The sequence below is a fragment of the Flavobacterium haoranii genome, from assembly GCF_009363055.1.
GTDB classification, from domain to species: Bacteria; Bacteroidota; Bacteroidia; order Flavobacteriales; family Flavobacteriaceae; genus Flavobacterium; species Flavobacterium haoranii.
Window position 1 is genome coordinate 1,866,448 of sequence record NZ_CP045292.1, and the last position, 19,267, is coordinate 1,885,714.

At 33.0% G+C, this 19,267-nt stretch carries 11 protein-coding genes, 1 tRNA gene and 3 pseudogenes; 3 read left to right on the forward strand and 12 right to left on the reverse strand.

Annotation, left to right across the window (positions count from 1 at the left end):
- Positions 1 to 5 precede the first annotated feature (5 nt).
- The 7 genes and pseudogenes from GCU34_RS08950 to GCU34_RS08980 all read right to left on the reverse strand — a co-directional run bounded on the left by GCU34_RS08950 (position 6) and on the right by GCU34_RS08980 (position 9,449).
- On the reverse strand, positions 6 to 1,154 hold the full coding sequence (locus GCU34_RS08950; RefSeq protein WP_072783155.1) for a cytochrome c oxidase subunit II: 1,149 nt from the start codon (positions 1,152 to 1,154) through the stop codon (positions 6 to 8).
- Positions 1,155 to 1,173: 19 nt separating this feature from the next.
- A complete protein-coding gene (locus GCU34_RS08955) occupies positions 1,174 to 2,526 on the reverse strand; it encodes a quinol:cytochrome C oxidoreductase (protein WP_072783154.1) in 1,353 nt (450 codons plus the stop codon).
- A 30-nt stretch (positions 2,527 to 2,556) separates the two neighbouring features.
- A complete protein-coding gene (locus tag GCU34_RS08960; protein ID WP_072783152.1) occupies positions 2,557 to 3,102 on the reverse strand; it encodes a c-type cytochrome in 546 nt (181 codons plus the stop codon).
- A gap of 9 nt (positions 3,103 to 3,111) precedes the next feature.
- Entirely contained in the window at positions 3,112 to 3,636 is a 525-nt protein-coding gene (locus GCU34_RS08965; RefSeq protein ID WP_072783150.1) for a DUF3341 domain-containing protein, read from the reverse strand.
- A 4-nt stretch (positions 3,637 to 3,640) separates the two neighbouring features.
- Positions 3,641 to 5,050 (reverse strand): NrfD/PsrC family molybdoenzyme membrane anchor subunit, encoded by a 1,410-nt coding sequence (nrfD, locus tag GCU34_RS08970; RefSeq protein WP_072783148.1) that lies wholly within the window; start codon positions 5,048 to 5,050, stop codon positions 3,641 to 3,643.
- A 32-nt stretch (positions 5,051 to 5,082) separates the two neighbouring features.
- Positions 5,083 to 8,118, reverse strand: a complete 3,036-nt coding sequence (locus GCU34_RS08975; RefSeq protein WP_072783146.1) for a TAT-variant-translocated molybdopterin oxidoreductase — start codon at positions 8,116 to 8,118, stop codon at positions 5,083 to 5,085.
- A 33-nt stretch (positions 8,119 to 8,151) separates the two neighbouring features.
- Positions 8,152 to 9,449 (reverse strand): annotated as a pseudogene (locus tag GCU34_RS08980) (c-type cytochrome).
- 315 nt (positions 9,450 to 9,764) lie between these two features.
- Here GCU34_RS08980 and GCU34_RS08985 point away from each other — a divergent pair.
- On the forward strand, positions 9,765 to 10,055 hold the full coding sequence (locus tag GCU34_RS08985; RefSeq protein WP_227658670.1) for an SPOR domain-containing protein: 291 nt from the start codon (positions 9,765 to 9,767) through the stop codon (positions 10,053 to 10,055).
- Positions 10,056 to 10,110: 55 nt separating this feature from the next.
- Here the strand turns inward: GCU34_RS08985 and infB are convergent, their stop codons facing one another.
- The 4 genes and pseudogenes from infB to rimP form a co-directional block, all read right to left on the reverse strand.
- The gene (gene infB / locus GCU34_RS14405; protein WP_394367534.1) at positions 10,111 to 11,811 is read right to left on the reverse strand and encodes a translation initiation factor IF-2; all 1,701 of its coding nucleotides are present in this window, start codon (positions 11,809 to 11,811) and stop codon (positions 10,111 to 10,113) included.
- 413 nt (positions 11,812 to 12,224) lie between these two features.
- A pseudogene (locus GCU34_RS14410) lies at positions 12,225 to 12,953 on the reverse strand (translation initiation factor IF-2); the annotation flags it as partial.
- Between the two features lie 53 nt (positions 12,954 to 13,006).
- Positions 13,007 to 14,245 (reverse strand): transcription termination factor NusA, encoded by a 1,239-nt coding sequence (nusA, locus tag GCU34_RS08995; protein ID WP_072783138.1) that lies wholly within the window; start codon positions 14,243 to 14,245, stop codon positions 13,007 to 13,009.
- Between the two features lie 13 nt (positions 14,246 to 14,258).
- Complete coding sequence (gene rimP / locus GCU34_RS09000) at positions 14,259 to 14,726, reverse strand: ribosome assembly cofactor RimP (RefSeq protein ID WP_072783136.1); 468 nt, start codon at positions 14,724 to 14,726, stop codon at positions 14,259 to 14,261.
- Between the two features lie 162 nt (positions 14,727 to 14,888).
- On the opposite strand from rimP, the gene GCU34_RS09005 reads away from it, so the two are divergent.
- Positions 14,889 to 15,713 carry a universal stress protein gene (locus tag GCU34_RS09005; RefSeq protein WP_072783134.1) on the forward strand — a complete coding sequence of 275 codons (825 nt, stop codon included), beginning with the start codon at positions 14,889 to 14,891 and terminating at the stop codon, positions 15,711 to 15,713.
- Positions 15,714 to 15,833: 120 nt separating this feature from the next.
- Here GCU34_RS09005 and GCU34_RS09010 read toward each other — a convergent pair.
- A tRNA-Gln gene (locus GCU34_RS09010) sits at positions 15,834 to 15,904 on the reverse strand.
- Between the two features lie 155 nt (positions 15,905 to 16,059).
- Here GCU34_RS09010 and GCU34_RS09015 point away from each other — a divergent pair.
- Positions 16,060 to 19,259, forward strand: a pseudogene (locus GCU34_RS09015) (protein O-mannosyl-transferase family).
- Positions 19,260 to 19,267 lie beyond the last annotated feature (8 nt).

Below are 19,267 nucleotides of genomic sequence, written 5' to 3' on the forward strand. Positions count from 1 at the left end.
TATAATTATTCAATAACTTGTGCAACAACTTTAGTAGTATCTGCAACAACTTCTATAACTTCTGGTTGAGCTGGTGTTTCAGCAGGTTTGTTTGCTTCTGCCCATTGAGATGATAAAGTTGGTTTTTCAGCTAACCATTTTGTAAACTCGTCTTGTTCCTCAACAACTATTTTCATTTGCATATTGTAGTGAGATGCACCACAAATTTTATTACATAATAATAAGTAATTGAATTCGTAAGGATCTAAAGCAGATTCACCGTTTGCAACCAACTCTTTGCTTTTTTCAGTTCTAATTTTGTTGATATTAGCTACTTTCTTTTGTATTGCTTCGTTCTGACGCATTTCAGAAGTAGTAACTGTGGGAACAAAAGTAAATTGTGTAATCATACCAGGAACACAGTTCATTTGAGCTCTAAAGTGAGGCATATAAGCTGAGTGTAAAACATCTTGTGAACGGAACTTGAAAACTACTTTCTTTCCTTTAGGCAAATGTAACTCATTTGTTACTTTATCGTCTTGAGCTGCAGGATCAGATAAATCAACACCTAATGTATTAACACCTTCAATATAACGAACGTTTGCTTTACCTAATGTATTATCTTCACCTGAGTAGCGTACTTCCCAACCAAATTGTTTCGCATAAACTTCAACATATAATACATCCTCTTCTGCATCAAAATACATGATGTTATTCCAAGTGTACAAACCGTAAAGAATTAATCCTGCTAAAACAACTACAGGAATACCTGTCCAAATTGCTTCTAATTTATTATTATCAGCATAATACATTGCCTTTTGATCTTTCTTACCACTATATTTAAAAGCAAAATAATGTAATAAGAACTGAGTTAATGTTTGCACGATGAAAATAATAACAAAAGAAATATTCATTAGGTTATCATAATCAGGACCGTGTTCAGAAGCGGGAGTTCCTAAAACTAAATGCCCCCATTTAACAATTGAATAAATTGTAAATAAATATATAAACCCAACGAATGCAAACATTAAGTAACCATTAACCTTATTGTCATTGTCATTAGCTACTTCAGTATTTTCTGAAGCTCCAATTTGAGTTAATGCAAAAATTTTAGTTAATTGCCAAATTGCAATTCCAATTAAAACTAAAACAAAGAATATCAATAAACCCGTCATTTGTTTATTTCTTTAAATATTAATAATGAAAATGTTTGCTCTCTTCCATTAAAGGATTTCCTTTTGCTACAAGAGGTGCTTTTGTTAAAGCTGTAAATACAACAAATATGAATAAACCTAAGAAGAATAATACTGCACTAACTTCTGGTAAACCAATGAACCATTGATCACCAACAGTAGCAGGCATAATCATATTGTAAAAATCAATATAGTGACCCATTAAGATAACAGTACCAGCAGTTACAATAATCCATGATAGACGTTTGAAATCTGTGTTAACTAAAATTAATAATGGGAAAACAAAATTCATAACTAACATTCCAAAAAATGGAAGTTTGTAATGTTCAATTCTTGTTACGAAGTAAGTTACCTCCTCTGGTATATCAGAATACCAAATTAACATAAATTGAGAGAACCATAAATAGGTCCAGAAAATACTCAAACCAAACATAAATTTAGCTAAGTCGTGTATGTGACTTGTATTCACTTGCTCTAAATATCCTTTTGATTTTAAATAAATAGTAACTAAAGCGATTGTAGTAATAGCACTTACAAAGAAACTTGCAAATACATACCAACCGAATAATGTACTATACCAGTGAGGATCTACAGACATAATCCAATCCCAAGACATAATAGATTCTGTAACAATGAAGATAACTAGAAAAGTAGCAGATAATTTAAAAATACTTTTATAAATAGAAGCGTCGTCAGAGTTTTCTAAAGCTAATGAATTTTTTCTAATTTTGAATCTGAAAAAATTCCATAATAATAAGAATATTGCAGCTCTACCTAAAAAGAAAGGCACATTTAAATAACCTGATTTTCCTTGAATTAAATGGTCGTTTGCTACAACTTCAGGATCCATCCAAACAAATAAATGATTAAAATGTAATCCAGACAATACTAGTACACCAAAGAAAATTACTGATCCAGGTAATAAGTAAGCACTAATACCTTCCATAACACGGAATAATATTGGTGACCAACCTGCTTGTGCAGCATATTGGATAGCATTAAAAACGAAAGCTCCTAAACTGATTAACATGAAGAATATACATGCTACATAAAAAGCTGCCCAAGGCTTGTTTTGCAATTGGTGCAAAACGTGCTCTAAATGTGCTTTATGTTCAGTATCATGAGTTGCTTCTGTTGCATGTGCAGCATGTTCGTCGTGCGTAGCGTGAGCATCATGTGTTGCGTGTGCTTCATGAGTTGCTTCTGCATGATGTCCGTGAGAATCTGCTGAAAGGATTGTTTCAACTTCTTCGATAGTCTTTGGAGCACTCCAAAAACCAATACCAATTCCAATGGCACCAACTACCATTAAAATTAGAGAAAAAGTTTTTAATTTACTTGAAAACGTGTACATATCAATTATTTTCAAAAAAGTGTTTTACAATTATAATTCTGATCTAAGTTTTAAAACGTAATCTGCAATTTGCCATCTTTCTTCTTGAGAAAGTTGGTTTGCATGAGAACCCATAGAATTTAATCCATAAGTTTCTACGAAATAAATACTTCCTTCTGTAATTTCCCTGTCTTTATAGCTAGGAACCCCTAAGAATTTTTCTCTCTTAACTAAATTTCCTTTTCCATCTCCTTTTTCACCATGACAAATAGCGCAATAAACATTAAATAGTTCTTTTGCTTTTTCAGGATTTCTAGAAATTGAATCTAAAGGCGATTTTAATGTCGCTTTGGCTAACTCATAACCTTCAGTTGTATTAGGAATTTCAAATGGAACAAAACCTCTTTTAATAGTTCCTTCTACAGGTAATTGACCTTCTTTACCACCTTTAAATGCTTCATGCTCTGAATACGTTTCATAAGGAACCGCTTCATACATATTTGGCATGAACTGGTAGTTAGGCTTTGATTTATCGAAGCAAGAAGTTGCTATTACAGATAATCCAACAACTGCTACTATTTTATATAAGCTTTTCATATCTTGATATTAATGCTTTTCAATTACTTTAACTTCAACTGCACCTGTTCCTTGTAAAAAAGAAACTAACTCTTCTTCATTTCCATGAACTCCAATTTCCATTAAGAAATGATCATCAGTAGTTCTTACATCTGGATTTTCTGCTTGTTTAAATGGCCATAATTTACTTCTCATGTAGAAAGTAATAACCATTAAGTGAGCAGCAAAGAAAACAGTTCCTTCAAACATTACTGGTACAAAAGCCGGTAAATTATCAATAAAACTAAAACTCGGTTTACCACCAATATCTTGAGGCCAATCATTAATCATGATATAGTTCAACAATGTTGTATAAATTGCAAGTCCTGTTAAACCATAAAGAAATGAAGCAATCGCAATACGCGTTGGAGCTAATCCCATCGCTTTATCTAAACCGTGAACCGGGAAAGGTGTATAAACCTCTTCAATATGATGATGAGCTGCTCTAGTTTTCTTTACAGCATCCATTAATACATCATCATCATTATATATAGCGTGTACTACTTTATTACTCATGATATTAGTGATTATCTGAATGATTATGACCGTTTAATTCTCTTTCTCTTTTGTAATTGTCACCAGAAGACTTTAAAATTGTTTTAACTTCTGCCTGAGCAATTACAGGGAAACTTCTTGAATATAATAAGAATAATACGAAGAAGAATCCAATAGTTCCTATATAAATACCTGCATCAACAAATGTTGGTTGGAACATTGTCCAAGATGATGGTAAATAATCCCTGTGTAATGATGTAACGATAATTACAAAACGCTCGAACCACATACCCACGTTTACCACAATTGAAATGATAAATGAAGCCATGATACTTGTTCTAATTTTCTTAAACCACATAACTTGCGGAGAAATTACGTTACAAGTCATCATTAACCAGTAAGACCACCAGTAAGGACCTGTAGCTCTATTTAAGAAAGCGTATTGTTCATATTCTACACCTGAATACCAAGCAATAAATAACTCAGTAATATAAGCACATCCTACAATTGAACCAGTAATCATAACAACTAAGTTCATTAATTCGATATGCTGTAATGTAATATAATCTTCTAAGTTTGATACTTTTCTCATGATGATCAACAAGGTTTGAACCATTGCGAATCCTGAGAAGATTGCTCCTGCAACGAAATAAGGAGGTAAAATTGTAGTATGCCATCCTGGAATAACCGAAGTTGCGAAGTCAAAAGATACAATCGTGTGTACAGAAAGTACAAGTGGAGTTGCTAAACCAGCTAAAACTAATGAAACTTCTTCAAAACGTTGCCAGTCTTTAGCTCTACCACTCCATCCGAAAGATAAAGTTGAATAGATTCTTTTTGTAAAAGGTGTTACCGCTCTATCACGTAACATAGCGAAGTCAGGTAATAAACCAGTCCACCAAAAAACTAATGATACTGATAAATAAGTAGAGATTGCAAATACGTCCCATAATAATGGAGAGTTGAAGTTAACCCATAAAGATCCAAATTGATTAGGGATAGGTAACACCCAATATCCTAACCAAGGACGACCCATGTGAATAATTGGGAACAAACCTGCCTGCATTACTGAGAAAATCGTCATTGCTTCTGCAGAACGGTTAATTGCCATTCTCCATTTTTGACGGAATAATAATAATACTGCAGAAATAAGTGTTCCGGCGTGACCGATACCTACCCACCAAACGAAGTTAGTGATATCCCAAGCCCAACCAACTGTTTTATTTAATCCCCATGTTCCAATACCAGTAGATACTGTGTAAATCATACAACCTAATCCGTATAGGAAAGCAGCTAGTGCTATTGAAAACACTATCCACCATTGTTTGTTAGCTCTTCCTTCTACAGGGCGAGCCACATCTACCGTAACATCATGGTAAGATTTACTTCCTACTACTAAAGGTTTTCTAATGGGTGCTTCGTAATGAGACGACATAATCCTTTATATTGTTTCTGTTAATTAATATTTTATTTTTCGTTTCTAATTTTAACGTGATAGAACACATTTGGTTTAGTTCCGATATGCTCTAATAAATGATACATTCTTTCAGAATTTGCTAATTCAGCAACTTTACTTTCTTTATCATTTACATCTCCAAAAATCATGGCCCCACTAGTACAAGCAGCCGAACAAGCCGTTTGGAATTCTCCATCTTTTACTGGTCTTCCTTCACGCTTAGCTTTTAACTTAGTAGCTTGAGTCATTTGGATACACATTGAACATTTCTCCATAACTCCACGAGAACGAACGTTTACATCTGGATTTAATACCATACGACCTAAATCGTCATTCATATGATAATCAAACTCTTCGTTTTTGTTATACAAGAACCAGTTGAAACGACGCACTTTATATGGACAGTTGTTTGCACAATAACGAGTACCAACACAACGATTATAAGCCATATGGTTTTGACCTTCTCTACCGTGAGATGTAGCTGCTACAGGACAAACTGTCTCACATGGTGCATGGTTACAGTGTTGACACATTACAGGTTGGAAAGCAACTTGTGGATTCTCATTAGGATCTTCCATACCAAAGAAAGTCTCTCTTGAGTTCATTAATCCTGATGCACTTTCTTTTAATTCAATATCACCATCAAATGATTCGCTAGAAGAATAATATCTATCGATACGTAACCAATGCATATCACGGCTTCTTCTAACTTCAGATTTACCTACAACTGGTACATTGTTTTCAGCATGACAAGCAATAACACAAGCTCCACATCCTGTACAAGCATTTAAGTCGATAGATAAATTAAAATGATGTGCCACGCTTCTATCGAAAGACCCCCATAAATCAACTTCTGTTGCAGGAGTTTCAGCGTGATCTAAAGATACCATTGGAATAGGATTCCATTCCTCAGCATTTTTAGTATTGAAAATCTCAAGGGTAGTTTCTTTGATGATATCACCTCTACCCATTAATGTTTTATGTAACTGAACACAAGCAAATTCATGTTCACCTTCTTCTTTTGTAATAGAAACAGATTGGTTAGCGTTAAAATCTGCATATAATTCGTATGCATTAACACCAACTTGCATTTCTTGTTTCATAGCAGCTTTTTTGCCATATCCAAAAGCAAGACCAACTGTTCCAACTGCTTGACCTGGTTGTACAACTACAGGAACTTGACTTAAAGTAGCATTACCAACTTTTAAAGTTACATAACTACCATTCATTCCTCCATTTGCAACATTCCAATTTTCTAAGCCTAATTTTTCAGCATCTTTCTTAGAAACAGTAACGTAGTTATCCCAAGAAACTCTTGTAATTGGATCTGGAAACTCTTGTAACCAAGGATTGTTCGCTTGTTGTCCGTCTCCCATTCCTGTTTTAGTATACAATACTAAATCTAAACCATTTGATTTAGCATTAGCTAACTTAGAAACCGAAGCACTTAAATCAACTGGATTTGCATTTAAAGCAAATGTCTCAGTTTTAGCAAAACCATCATGAACTGTTTGATTCCAAGATTTACCGGCTAATTTAGTACTAGCAAAGTTCTTTAAGTAATCAATATATTCAGAACTATTATCTGTCCAAGACAATAAAGCATCTTGGAATTGTTTTGTATCAAATAAAGGACGTATTGTTGGTTGCATAACGCTATAATGCCCTCTTTGTAAAGAAACATCACCCCAAGACTCTAAATAGTGTGGAGCTGCAGCAGCAACTGAAGCCAAACTAGCTGTTTCATCTTCTTTCATTGAGAAAGCAACAGATAATTTAACTTTTTTCAATCCTTCAACAAAATCTTTTGAATTTGGTAAAGTATAAACTGGATTAACACCACTCATAATTAAAGTATGAATAGCACCAGATTTCATGTCAGCAACTAATTGCGCAACATCTTTAGCATTACCTTTACGAGTTAGTTTAGCAGCATTAGGATTAAAAGCAGCAGATTGTAAAGCTTGATTGATTCCAATTGCAACAATTTGCGCATCAAAATCATCTAAACCTGTTACAAGTACACCTTTATTACCAGCAGACTTTAACTGTTTAGCAGCTTTCGCCACTTCAGCGTTTTTAGGAGTAGCTCCACCAACAACTGCATTATATAAATCTGCAAGTGCTTGCTTTTGTTGAGCAACCGTCATTGGAATTCTCTTATCAGCATTAGCACCAGCTAATGACATATTAGCTTCAATTTGAATATGCTTAGACATTTTCCCGTTTTTAGGAATACGTCCTTTAGCATAAGATGCGTCATATCCACCACCTTGCCAATCTCCTAGGAAATCTGCACCAACAGATACAATAACATCAGCTTCAGAAAAATCATATCCAGCTAAAGCTCTTTCACCATAAACAGCTTCGAATGCATCTAAAGCTTTACTTTCAGAAACTGAATCGTAAACAACTTGTTTTACATTTGGATATTTAGCTTGTAATTCAGCAATTAAAGCATTTGTTGATGGACTTGCCATAGTATTTGTTAACAATACCACATTTCCACCTTTTGCTTTTGCATCCTCTAAACTTGATTTTACTTTAGTATTAACTTCAGCCCAAGTTGCATCTTTACCAGCAATTTTAGGTTGTTTTAATCTTAAGCTATCATATAAAGAAAGTACTGAAGCATGAACTCTTGCATTTGCACCTGTTAAAGCACCTTTTAAATTATTATTTTCAATTTTAATTGGACGACCTTCTCTTGTCTTAACTAAAATATTTGCAAAATCAAAACCATCCGCAATTGTTGTAGCGTAAAAATCTGCAACACCCGGAATAATCTCCTCAGGCTGTACCACATAAGGAATCGATTTAACAACAGGACCTTCACAAGCAGCTAATGAAGCAGCTGCAGTACTAAATCCTACATATTTTAAGAAGTCACGACGAGTTGTAGAAGAACTTGATAACGCATTATCATTCCCTAAAAATTCATTTACAGGAATTTCTTCGATAAACTCATTGTTTCTTAGCGTCTCAACAATAGAGCTATTTTCGTTTAGCTCCTCAACACTTTTCCAGTATTTTTTGTTTGATGCCATATTATATCTTGATATTAGCTTCTAAAATTATTATTAATAGTGGCATTTACCACACTCTAAACCTCCCATTTGAGCAGCTGTCAACTTATCAACACCATACTTTTTAGAAAGTTCGTCATGAATTTTTTTGTAGTACTCATTGTCTTCAACTTTCACATTAGTCTCTCTGTGACAGTTGATACACCAACCCATCGTTAATGAAGAATGTTGTCTCATAATTTCCATTTCCTCAACAGGCCCATGACAAGTTTGACACTCTACACCAGCAACAGATACGTGTTGCGAGTGGTTGAAATAAACAAAATCAGGTAGATTGTGAATTCTAACCCATTTTACTGGCTTAGTTTTTCCAGTATATTTAGTACCGTCCCAACCTACTGCATCATATAATTTTTGAATTTCACCATCATAAAACTCTTTTGAATAATCCTCAGTAGCCGTAGTTTCAGCAACCTCACTGATATTCTTATGACAGTTCATACAAACATTTAAAGAAGGAATATTTGAATGCTTACTAACTCTTGCAGCCGAGTGACAGTATTTACAATCAATACCATTGTCACCAGCGTGAATTCTATGAGAATAATGAATTGGCTGAATTGGCTCATAACCTTGATCTACACCAATTTGCATCAAGTAACCATAAGCAAAATATGCCGCAATCAGTAAAAAGAATATTGCAGATACCAATACTAAAAATTGATTCTTTGCAAATGCTTTCCATAACGGAAGTGATTTTTCACTTGGAGCAGCTTCAATACCATTTGCTTTAGCAATTTTAGTTAACACGTTATTCACTAAGAACAACATCACAATTAACATAACTAAAACTAACGATAATGCAGCTAAAATTGCATTGTTAGAAATTCCTGAATTATCAGCAACCACTTCAGTACCTGGACCAGCAGTTGGAGCAGGAGCAGTTGTTGGTTGTTCAGAAGTATAAGCTAATATATTATCTATATCAGCACGAGATAATTGAGGGAAAGCTGTCATTGCAACTTTATTAAATTCCTCAAACACCTTAACAGCTTGAGCGTCACCAGACTTTACTAACTCACTACTGTTGTTAATCCACTTATACAACCATTCTCTTTCATATTTATCCGCAACACCACGTAAAGCAGGCCCTGTTGCAACTTTATCAAGTTTGTGACAAGCCGCACAGTTTGCATTAAACAATTCTTTACCTTTTGCAGGATCTCCACCCCTGTAGCAGCAGCTTCAGCAGGAGCAGCATCTTGAGCAAAAACTGATAAAGAAAAAGATAGCGAAAGCGCTAAACTGAAGAAAATCTTTGTAAACGATCTATGGTTACCCACCTTTTTCATATTAATTTATGGTTATCGTATCTATTTTTGGTATGGTTTTAGCTTCTTTGAATTGAAGAATAACTAAAACATTATTTTTTTAAACTCCGACAAAAATACGACATTCGAGTTATTATCAAAACCTTAATTTTATCTTAAAATGTAATTTATATTTATTCTAAATAATTAGTCAGGTTCGATACTAAAAATATAATTGTATTTTTGTTCAAATATTCATTCAAAATGAGAAATTTACATTTAAAATTCAGCCAAACAACCTTATTTTTTTTGCTTTTATGTTCATCTCAAATTTTTCCTCAAGAGGGAAAAACTACAGTGAATCAGAGTCCGAAATTTGAAGAATTACTTAATGAAAAAAGAAAAGTAAACTCGACATTAGCTATAAATGATGGTTATAAAATTCAAATTTTTAGTGGTAGTAGCACCGATTGTAAAAAGCAACTAAACGACTTTAAAAAAGAGTACAAAGAACTAGACGGAACTATCGTTTTTTCGAGTCCACAATACAAAGTTTACATAGGTCCATTCCGTTCAAGATTACACGCCGAGGGAACTTTAAACAAGATAAAAGACAAATACCCAACATCGCTTTTAATAAAGCCTTAAAAATAAAAAAGCCCAATTCAAAAATTGGGCTTTTTCTTTATTTGTAAGTTTAAGACTATAATTTCTTTTTAACTTCAACTTCTTGGAATGCTTCAATGATATCATACTCTTTAATATCATTATAGTTTTTAACCTGCATACCACAATCGTATCCTTTAGAAACTTCTTTCACATCGTCTTTGAAACGTTTTAACGCTGCTAATTCACCTGTGTAAATTACAACACCTTCACGAATTAATCTAATTCTTGAGTTTCTAAATATCTTACCATCGGTAACCATACATCCAGCAATTGTTCCCACTTTAGAAATTTTGAACAACTCTCTAATTTCAGCAGAACCTGTTATCTCTTCTTTTAATTCAGGAGACAACATTCCTTCCATTGCATCTTTAACATCATCAATTGCATCATAGATGATTGAGTAGTTACGGATATCGATTTCTTCTTTTTCAGCCAACATCTTCGCGTTGCCTTGAGGACGAACGTTGAATCCGATAATAATAGCATCAGAAGCAGAAGCTAACAATACATCAGATTCTGTAATTGCTCCAACACCTTTATGAATAATATTAACTTGAATTTCTTCAGTAGATAATTTAGAGAATGAATCTGATAAAGCTTCAACTGAACCATCCACGTCACCTTTAAGGATAATGTTTAATTCTTTAAATTGACCTAAAGCAATACGACGACCAATCTCTGCCAATGTAATATGCTTTTGGGTTCTAACCGATTGCTCACGAATTAACTGCGTACGTTTTGCAGCAATTTGTTTCGCTTCTCTTTCATCTTCATAAACATTGAACTTATCACCTGCTGTTGGTGCACCATCTAAACCTAATACTGAAACTGGCGTAGAAGGACCCGCTTCTTTAATGTTGTGACCACGCTCATCGAACATTGCACGAATTTTACCGTGATGTTTACCTGCTAATACATAGTCTCCAATTTTTAAAGTACCGTTTTGAACTAAGATTGTAGTTACATATCCACGACCTTTATCTAACTGTGCTTCTACAACAGTACCTTGCGCTAATCTATCTGGATTTGCTTTAAGCTCTAATAATTCAGCCTCGAGTAAAACTTTTTCTAGTAATTCTTTAACTCCTAAACCAGTTTTAGCTGACACATCATGAGATTGGTACTTACCACCCCACTCTTCAACTAATAAGTTCATTGCAGCTAATTTTTCTTTAATTTTTTCAGGGTTAGCTGTCGGTTTATCCACTTTATTGATAGCAAAAATCATTGGCACACCAGCCGCTTGAGCGTGACTAATAGCCTCTTTAGTTTGAGGCATGATGTCATCATCGGCAGCGATTACAATAATCGCAATATCTGTTACCTGTGCACCACGAGCACGCATAGCAGTGAAGGCTTCGTGACCTGGTGTATCTAAGAAAGTAATTTTTTGACCATTTTCTAACTCTACTGCATAAGCACCAATGTGCTGTGTAATACCTCCAGACTCACCCGCGATAACATTAGTATCACGCACATAATCTAAGAAAGATGTTTTACCGTGATCTACGTGACCCATTACCGTAACAATAGGCGCTCTTTCTTGTAAATCTTCTGGACTATCTTGTACTTCTTCAGCAGCTTCTTCGATATCAGTAGTAATAAACTCAACTTGGTAACCAAACTCATCGGCAACAATTGATAATGTCTCAGCATCTAATCTTTGGTTCATGGTAACCATGATTCCTAAAGACATACAAGTTCCAATTACTTTTGTAATAGGCACATCCATCATCGTAGCAATTTCTCCAACAGTAACGAATTCTGTTACTTTTAAGATTTTGCTTTCTAAATCTTGCTGTTGTTGTTCTTCATCTAAACGCTGACGGTGAGTTTCTCTCTTATCTTTACGATATTTTGCCGCTTTAGACTTATTACCTTTACCTTGAAGTCTTTCAAGAGTTTCTTTAATTTGATTTTTAACCTCTTCTTCAGTAGGCTCAACCTTTTGAATAACCGGTTTTTTACCTTTATTGAAACGATCTCTGTTAAAATCTTTTTTTACACCGCCTTGACCTTGGTTATTGTTGTTATTAGCTCCGCCACCAGGTGTAGGTTTTGTAATTCTTTGACGCTTTTTCTTTGCTTCACCATTATCTTTCTTAGCAGCGCCTTGTTGGTTTTGATTATTGTTATTACCTCCTGGTTTCTTGAAGTCTTTCTTATTGTCTTCTTTTTCTTTTTAGGTTTATTAAATTGAGATAAATCAATTTTTTGACCTGTAAATGTAGCCCCAGAAAGTTTTTGATATTGTGTTTCAATTTTAACTGGTTCTTGAGAAGCTTCTTCTTGACTTTGATCAGATTGTTGTTTAACATCTTTTTCTACCTTAGGTTCTTTTTTGAATTCTTTTGGAGAATTATTTTGAGCTACAGGAGTTTGTTTAACTTCTTTAGCTTGTTCTTTAACAACCTCTTGAACAATTACTGGAGTTTCTTTAACTTCTTCAGTTTTAACTTCTTCATGAACAGGAGTTTCTTGTACAGGCTTTTCTTCAACTGGTTTAGATGGATTTAAATCTATTTTACCAACTGCTTTAGGACCAGAAATAGTAGCCTTAGCTTTAATTACTTCTTGCTCTTTTTTAAGTTTTTCTTCTTGAAGTTTTTTAATCTCAAGTTCTTTTTCAATCTCTTTCTTTAAAGCCTCTTTTTCCTTTTTCTTTTCCTCACTAACTTCAAGAGAAGCTTCCTTCTTACCTTTATCGGCCGAAAATTGATTGCAAAGCAAATTATATTCTACTTGAGAGATTTTTGCATTAGGACTTGATTCAATGTCATGATGACCTTTCTCTTTTAAAAAATCCACAGCTCTATCAAGAGAAATATTTAGCTCCCTTAAAACTTTATTGATTCTTATAACTCTATTTTCAGACATATAATCTAATTATGTTTTCTTTGTAATTTGTGTGTTGTTTATTTTTAGAGTTATTAGTCTTCTAATTCTTCTTTTAAAATTCTAATTACATCTAAAACAGTTTCTTCTTCAAGATCAGTTCTTCTAACTAAATCTTCAACATCTCGATCTAGTACACTTCTAGCTGTATCTAAACCAATTTTTTCAAATTCTTCGATTACCCATCCTTCGATTTCATCAGAGAACTCTCTTAATTCTACGTCGTCGATTTCTTCAACGCCTTCTCTAATTACATCTAATTCGTAACCTGTAAGCATACTTGCTAAACGAATATTATGACCTCCTCTACCGATTGCTTTTGAAACTTCTTCGATTTTCAAAAACACTTCAGCTCTCTTAGTTTCTTCATCAATTTTAACTGAAGAAACTTTAGCAGGACTTAACGCTCTTGTAATATATAATTGCGCATTGTTTGTAAAGTTGATAACGTCGATATTTTCGTTATTTAACTCACGAACAATTCCGTGAATACGAGAACCTTTCATTCCCACACAAGCTCCAACTGGATCAATACGATCGTCGTAAGAATCAACAGCTACTTTTGCTTTTTCACCTGGAATACGCGCAACTTTTTTGATATTAATTAAACCATCAAACACCTCTGGAATTTCTTGCTCGAATAATTTCTCTAAGAAATCTGGAGAAGTTCTAGACATTATGATTTGAGGCTTATTGCCTTTTAATTCTACATTTTCAATAATTCCTCTAACGTGATCTCCTTTTTTGAAGTAATCGTTTGGAATTTGTTTTTCTTTTGGCAACACAATTTCATTTCCATCATCATCCATTAAGACAATCATTTTAGGTCTTACGTGATGTACTTCAGCTGTATAAATGTCTCCAATTAAATCTTTAAATTGCTTGTAAAGATTTGTATTATCGTGCTCGTGAATTTTTGAAATTAAGTTTTGACGTAGCGCTAAAATAGCACGTCTTCCTAAGTCTATTAATTTAACTTCTTCAGAAACCTCTTCACCCACTTCAAAATCAGGTTCAATTTTTCTTGCTTGAGATAATGCAATTTCAGAATTTGGATCTTCAACCTCTCCATCTTCTACTACAGTTCTGTTTCTCCAAATTTCCATATCTCCTTTATCAGGATTAATAATGATATCGAAATTATCATCTGAACCAAACTTTTTCTTCAACGCATTGCGAAATACATCTTCCAAAATCGCCATTAAGGTAACTCTATCGATAAGTTTATCGTCTTTAAACTCAGAAAACGATTCAATTAACGCAATATTCTCCATGTTAATTTTCTATTTAAAATGTAATTATAACCACCGCTTGTTTAATATCTGTATAAGGTAAAACCTCCTTTTTGTCTACAGTTTCTTTTCCTTTACCAATTTTTTTGGGTTCTCTAGCCTTCCACTCTAGAGTCACTCCATTTTCATCTGCTTCAATTAAAGTAGCTTCAATTACTTCATCAGAAATCTTTACAACCTTAATTTTTCTTCCAATATTTTTTTTATACTGACGAGGCATTTTCATTGGACTCGTAGCTCCCGCAGATGCAACTTCTAAAGCGAAATCCACTTCCTCTCGATCCAAATTATGTTCAAGTACTCTACTTACATCAATACAATCTTGTAAGTTCACTCCATTATCACCATCTAAAATTACTGAAATTTTATTATCATCTGTAATTTTTAGATCAATTAAAAACAAGCTTGGACGCTCCATTAGAGCTTCTTGTACTAATTGATTTACTTTTTCTTTAAACAACATAATTTATAAAAAGAGGCACGCGTAGCGTGCCTCATTATTGATTATTCAAATAACTGCTGCAAATATACAAATAATTTTTAAACTAAAAAAAATTGTTAATTTCCAATTAATTACTACCTTTATAGTGTAAAAATTTTACTACCAAAACTTTAATCTAAATTTATGAAACGAATTTTAGTACCAACTGATTTTTCAAAACATGCAGAATATGCATTAAAGGTAGCCGCTCAAATTGCAAAAAAAAATGATGGCGAAATCTTCTTAATACACATGTTAGAATTACCAACATCTGGCAACGATGCAATTTCTAGCGCACACGATATACCCGAATTAATGTTATTTAAAAATGCCGCTTTAACCAAGTTAGACGAATTAATGAATGCTCCTTACTTAGAAGGTGTTAAGGTTTCAAAAATTATTCAATTTGAAATGGCATTTGACGGAATTATTAAAAACGGAGAGTCTCACAATGCTGATTTAATTGTTATGGGATCTCATGGAGCAAGTGGCTTCCAAGAAATGTTCATCGGCTCGAATGCTGAAAAAGTAGTAAGAAACTCAAATGTTCCCGTTTTAATCATTAAAAATGATAACGAAAGTTTTTCTGCTGATAAATTTGTATTTGCTTCAGATTTTTCAGATGAAGTAAAAAAACCATTTGAAAAAGTAATTTCTTTTGCAAACAAATTTAACTCACACATACATTTGGTAAATATCAACACACCAAACAATTTTAAATCTACAAAAGTTGCCCAAAAAGCAATGGATGAGTTTATGTCTAGTTTTGATTTCAAAAACTTCTCAACTCATATTTACAACGATATTAATGTAGAGAAAGGGATTTTACATTTTGCAAAAAGCATTGATGCTGACTTAATAGGAATGAGCACACACGGAAGAAAAGGACTATCTCACTTCTTCAACGGAAGCATTAGTGAAGACCTAGTAAATCATGCAAAAAGACCTGTAATTACTTTCAAAATCTAATTTTAAGATTTTCCTTATAAAAAAGACCACTCATTGAGTGGTCTTTTTTATATATATTATTACTTAAAACTAAACCTGTAAAAATAAAAAAACTCCGATATTTCTATCGGAGTTTTTTTGTTGGCCCACAAGGACTCGAACCTTGAATGACGGTACCAAAAACCGGAGTGTTACCATTACACCATGGGCCAATTCCCATGCAACTTTGTTATTGCGAGTGCAAATGTAGTACATTTTTTTAACCCTGCAAATTTTTTCAAAAAAATATTAAAATTTTTTTTTAGCATTTCTTTAAGTAAAAAAACAGTTTCTTTGTATAACTAAACATAAAAGCCAATTGAAATATATGAATTCGTTCAATTTTAAAAAGTGGAATACAATTTTAGGTTGGGTAGCTTTCTCAATCGCATTAATTACTTATACTTTAACCGTTGAACCTACAATAAGTTTTTGGGATTGTAGCGAATACATTGCAACTTCTTCGAATTTAGAATTAGGTCATCCACCAGGAGCTCCATTATTCCAAATGATGGGAGCAATTTTTTCAATTTTTGCAACAGCTCCTACTCAAATTGCTTTTATGGTTAACATGCTATCTGTTTTCTCAAGTGCATTTACCATTTTATTTATGTTTTGGTCACTTACTTTAATAATGAAGAAAGTTTTTCTTAACGAAGAATCTGCCAAAGAGAATGTAATAATGGTTTTAGGAAGTGCTTTTGTAGCATCTCTTGCTTTTACTTTTACAGATAGCTTTTGGTATAGTGCTGTTGAAGCCGAAGTTTATGCCATGGCCTCTTTATTTTTAGCATTATTATTTTGGCTTGGACTACGTTGGGAACAAGACATGAACAACCCAAAAGGAAACAGATGGTTACTTTTAATATCATTTGTAGCAGGACTTTCATTTGGCGTTCACTTAATGGCTTTATTGGCCATTCCTTCAATAGTGTTACTTTATTTATTTAAAAATACTACAGAAGTAACAATCAAAAAAATTATTATAAATAGTTTAATAAGTGTTGGTGTTTTATTGTTTATATTCAGTTTATTAATACCATTCGTATTAGAATCTTTTGGTAGAACAGAAATTTTTGCAGTAAATTCTTTAGGATTACCTTTTAACTCTGGGGTAATTTTGTGTTTCGTTTTATTTATAGCAGCGTTTTATTTTGCTTTAAAATACACTAAGAAAAAAGGTTATGTAAAATTAAATACTTTAATCTTGTCAATTGCTTTTGTATTAATTGGATTTTCAAACTGGTTAGTTTTACCAATTCGAGCTAATGCAAATCCACCTATTAACGAAAACAAACCTTCTGATGCTGCAGCAATTTTAGCTTATTATAATCGTGAACAATATGGCGATCAAAGTTTACTATATGGACCACAATTCTCTGATGCTTATTCTGGTCTAGATGAAGAACAACCTTATTCAGATGCAAAACCTATTTATGAAAGAGATTATGATTCTAAAAAATATATAATTACAAATAATTTTAAGAACGCAAAACAAAATAGCGACAACAATCATAAAGGATTCTTACCAAGAATGTGGAGCAATGAACACAATGTAAATTACATGAAGTTTACTGAACCGTTAGATTTCAGAATTCACCCAGATTATGCACATGAACAAGAACTTGTAGAAATAGTTGCCGATTTTAGAAATGCATTCAATCAAGGAAAACTAGATTTAGAAGACTACGATTCTTTCTTAAAAAACTATAGCGATTATTTAATTGTTGAAAAACCATCTTTTTCAAGTAACATGAAGTTTATGTTCCAATATCAATTTGGATACATGTATTGGCGTTATTTAATGTGGAACTTCGTTGGAAGACAAAGCGACAACCAATGGAAAGGAGATGTTTTAAACGGAAATTGGTTAAGCGGAATCAAACCTATTGATGAAGCAAGATTAGGAACTCAAGACAACTTAACTTCAGATATGCTAAATAACAAAGGAAGAAACACTTATTTCTTTTTACCTTTTATTTTGGCTGTTATAGGAATAATATTTCATGCAAAAAGAGACATTAAGAGTTTTTATGTTCTTTTGGTGTTGTTTTTATTTACAGGTTTAGCACTTAAAGTATATTTAAATGAAAGACCGTTTGAACCTAGAGAACGCGACTATGCTTTAGTAGGTTCATTTTATGCATTTGCAATGTGGATTGCCTTTGGAGTTTATTCTTTTTATGAAGGAATTAAAAAATATTTACAACCTAAAGTAACTATTCCATTAGTCTTAGTTATTACAACACTAGCAGCTCCAGTTTTAATGGCAAAAGAAAACTGGGACGATCATGATAGAAGTAATAAATACACTGCTTTATCTGTTGCAAAAGCCTATTTAGATTCTTGTGAGAAAAATGCTATTCTATTTACAATTGGTGATAATGATACTTTCCCGTTATGGTATTTACAAGAAATTGAAAAATATAGAACCGATGTGCGAATTGTAAACACACAGTTGTTTATGACAGATTGGTACATTGACCAAATGAAACGTAAAGCTTGGGACTCTGACCCTGTGCCAATTTCATTTAAAAGAGAGCAATATCGTGGTTCAAATCGTGATTATAGCTTCCATGTTGAAAGAACAAAAGATTCTATTTCGCTTGACGAATTAATGACATTTATGCACTTTGATGACGAAAGAGCTAAGATTCAATTAAGAAGTGGACAAAGTGTAAATTATTTCCCAACTCAGAAAATTTTTATCCCAATCGACAAACAAAACATTATCAAAAATAAAGTTGTTGCTGAGAAATATTATGATTCAATTGTTCCTGTTATCAATTTAAAGATAAATAATGAAGCACTTTATAAAAATAGACTATTAATGTTAGATATCATCAATGAAAACAATTGGAAACGTCCAGTATATTTTACTGGAGGAAGTTTTGGTGAAGACGACTATTTATGGATGAAAGACTATTTACAATTAGACGGAATGTGTTTTAAATTGGTTCCTATTTTAACACCTCAAAAAGGAAAACCAAATCCTCTTGAAATGGGTTATATCGATACTGACAAAATGTATGATATGGTTATGAAATGGGAATGGGGTAATGGAGAAGATCCTAAAATTTATCACGATCCAGAAACTCGTAAAAATTCAATTACTTTTAGAACAAATCTTGCACGATTAACTGAAACATTATTAATTGAAGGCAAAAAGATAAAGCTGAAAAAGTTGTTGAATTGGCTATGACAAAAATGCCTATAGAATTTTTTGATTATTATACTTTAGTTGAACCTTTTGCACATGCTTATTATGAATTAGGCAAAAAGGACAAAGCGAGAGAAGTATTGTCTAAACTTATCAAAAAATATCAAGAAGAGTTAACTTTCTACAAAGGCATGAGTGCTAGCGAAAAATACGATTATAGATATGATATTGTTTCGAGCATTGAAAGATATAGAAGCTTACTTTTCTATATGGATGAAGCAAATGATACCGACTTCTACAATCAAGAAAGAGAAAAGTTCAATAATTACAACAAACTGTTCCCTGAGTTTGGAAGAGATATGGAATAACAACTAAC